Annotated in this window: 2 protein-coding genes and 1 pseudogene; all 3 read right to left on the bottom strand. The window is 62.6% G+C overall.

Annotated elements, in window-relative coordinates:
• Positions 1 to 227: 227 nt before the first annotated feature.
• Positions 228 to 440, bottom strand: a pseudogene (locus WCE05_RS25720) (hypothetical protein); the annotation flags it as partial.
• A 3-nt stretch (positions 441 to 443) separates the two neighbouring features.
• On the bottom strand, positions 444 to 1,256 hold the full coding sequence (locus WCE05_RS25725; protein ID WP_004201164.1) for a subclass B1 metallo-beta-lactamase NDM-1: 813 nt from the start codon (positions 1,254 to 1,256) through the stop codon (positions 444 to 446).
• Between the two features lie 399 nt (positions 1,257 to 1,655).
• Positions 1,656 to 2,161: transposase (locus tag WCE05_RS25730; RefSeq protein WP_368816809.1), on the bottom strand; the 506-nt coding region annotated here is incomplete at its 5' end.

A 2,161-nucleotide genomic window follows, 5' to 3' on the forward strand; every position in this document is an offset into this window, starting at 1 on the left:
TGTTCGCACGTTCGTATCGGTGCGTTCTGATCTTCGCGTCAGACATTGCCGCGGCGCGGGCACAACAAAAAGCCCGGCATCGCTGCCGGGCTCCGGCCCCGTCCTTGGGGCCTTGATGTCGGGTCGTGCGTCATCTGTTCGCTTCAATCGCCCGCCCAGGCCACCGCAATACGCCCGACCTGCGCCAGCACGGCCTCGTCCTGCGCGCGGATCCTGCCGGCATGGTGGGCATCGAGATCATCCAACCGCAGGCAACAGCCGAACGAGCTCGTAGCTGGGTCGAGGTCAGGATAGGGGAAGAATTCGAGCTGCAAACCGCCGCGCTGCAGGATCATCCAGCCGCGATCCTTCCAACTCGTCGCAAAGCCCAGCTTCGCATAAAACGCCTCTGTCACATCGAAATCGCGCGATGGCAGATTGGGGGTGACGTGGTCAGCCATGGCTCAGCGCAGCTTGTCGGCCATGCGGGCCGTATGAGTGATTGCGGCGCGGCTATCGGGGGCGGAATGGCTCATCACGATCATGCTGGCCTTGGGGAACGCCGCACCAAACGCGCGCGCTGACGCGGCGTAGTGCTCAGTGTCGGCATCACCGAGATTGCCGAGCGACTTGGCCTTGCTGTCCTTGATCAGGCAGCCACCAAAAGCGATGTCGGTGCCGTCGATCCCAACGGTGATATTGTCACTGGTGTGGCCGGGGCCGGGGTAAAATACCTTGAGCGGGCCAAAGTTGGGCGCGGTTGCTGGTTCGACCCAGCCATTGGCGGCGAAAGTCAGGCTGTGTTGCGCCGCAACCATCCCCTCTTGCGGGGCAAGCTGGTTCGACAACGCATTGGCATAAGTCGCAATCCCCGCCGCATGCAGCGCGTCCATACCGCCCATCTTGTCCTGATGCGCGTGAGTCACCACCGCCAGCGCGACCGGCAGGTTGATCTCCTGCTTGATCCAGTTGAGGATCTGGGCGGTCTGGTCATCGGTCCAGGCGGTATCGACCACCAGCACGCGGCCGCCATCCCTGACGATCAAACCGTTGGAAGCGACTGCCCCGAAACCCGGCATGTCGAGATAGGAAGTGTGCTGCCAGACATTCGGTGCGAGCTGGCGGAAAACCAGATCGCCAAACCGTTGGTCGCCAGTTTCCATTTGCTGGCCAATCGTCGGGCGGATTTCACCGGGCATGCACCCGCTCAGCATCAATGCAGCGGCTAATGCGGTGCTCAGCTTCGCGACCGGGTGCATAATATTGGGCAATTCCATCAAGTTTTCCTTTTATTCAGCATTAAAAACCCCGCAAATGCGAGGCCTAGTAAATAGATGATCTTAATTTGGTTCACTGTAGCAAAAATATGGGGCGAATTCAAACATGAGGTGCGACAGTTTCAAAAGCCATATGATAATCAACAAGCTGAGCAGCGTATAGGAAGTTCAAACGCCCTTTTCGGGCAGTCTGCTGGGTAGGCGGTGGTCGCGCAAGCCCCGTTTTGGGCACGGATCGGACGTCTGTGAGTGGGATTTCGGCATCGCGGGGCCACGCAGCGGCGTTGTCAGCAGCCATGCTTCGCTGATTCCCGACAGCGGGCCGAGCGCCGCCCTGCGGATCGTGGCCGCATCGGCTCGGATTCCGGTTTCGCCGTCGGCTGTGTGGCCGGCACCTCATCACGCGGCGGGCGGCGGGGCGCGCGCTGCGGGCCGGTAGTGCGCTTGCTCCAGCGCGCCGTGTTTCTCGAAGTGGGCGAGGATGGCGCGAATGGCCTTGGGGTCTTCGATGCTGGCGACGATCCGCACCGCGCCGCCGCAGTGGACGCAGGCGGTGACGTCGATGGAAAAGACCCGCTTGAGCCGTTGCGCCCAGCTCATCGCACGGCGCTTCTGCTCGGGGCTGCGCGGCTCGTCGTGGGCGCTTGCGTCAACCGGCACCGCATCGCCCGCAGGCCGCTTGCCGCGCCCCGAGGGCGTCAGCTGCGCACGCAGGTTTGCATTCGGGGCGAATACGCCGTGGAAGCGGGTGAGATGCGCGCGAGGTGGCGGGACCAGTGCCGCCAGCTTGGCGATGAAGTCCACCGCATCCCATTCGACATGCGTGGTCCCATTTCGCCACGGCGTCTTGAGCTGATACCGCACCCTACCCTGCGGTGAGATCGACAGCCGCTGCTCGCTGATCG

The organism is Pseudomonas sp. I2, from assembly GCF_040984075.1.
Taxonomy (GTDB): domain Bacteria; phylum Pseudomonadota; class Gammaproteobacteria; order Pseudomonadales; family Pseudomonadaceae; genus Aquipseudomonas; species Aquipseudomonas guariconensis_B.